Source organism: Neorhizobium huautlense, assembly GCF_002968575.1.
GTDB classification, from domain to species: domain Bacteria; phylum Pseudomonadota; class Alphaproteobacteria; order Rhizobiales; family Rhizobiaceae; genus Neorhizobium; species Neorhizobium huautlense.
Genome location: NZ_PVBM01000133.1, coordinates 1 through 382 on the forward strand (window position 1 = coordinate 1; position 382 = coordinate 382).

The 382-nt window shown below is 63.4% G+C and carries 1 protein-coding gene; it reads right to left on the reverse strand.

Going from position 1 to position 382, the window contains the following annotated elements:
- Positions 1–382 (reverse strand): DUF748 domain-containing protein (locus C5L12_RS27965; protein ID WP_157949161.1); only part of this gene is annotated, 382 nt, incomplete at both ends.

The following is a 382-nucleotide window of genomic DNA, read 5'->3' on the forward strand; positions in this document are numbered from 1 at the left end:
ATGTAGCCGAGTTCTTCGCCGCCGCTGCCGCCAAACGCGCTGGCCAGCAGCGAGAACGGCGCCGTCACAGCGCGTGCGATGAGGTTGACGAATGCACGCAGGATGACGCCGCCGATGCTGAACTGTGGGTCATCGAGCGAGCCAGATACCGGCACGCGCACGTCGATCTCGCCCCGCGAATTCTTCAGCAGCGCCACCGCCAGTCGCACCGGCAGATTGGTGGCGTCCTTACTCTCTACGCGGTCGCCGAAGGTGAGCTGGTCGATGAAGATGTGGTTGTCGGCGGTCAACTTGCCCTGGTCGAGCAGGTAGTGCAGATCCATCGTCAGCTTGCCCTTGGTGATCGGGTAGCCAGCGTACTTGGCGGAGTAGGGCGTGAGGT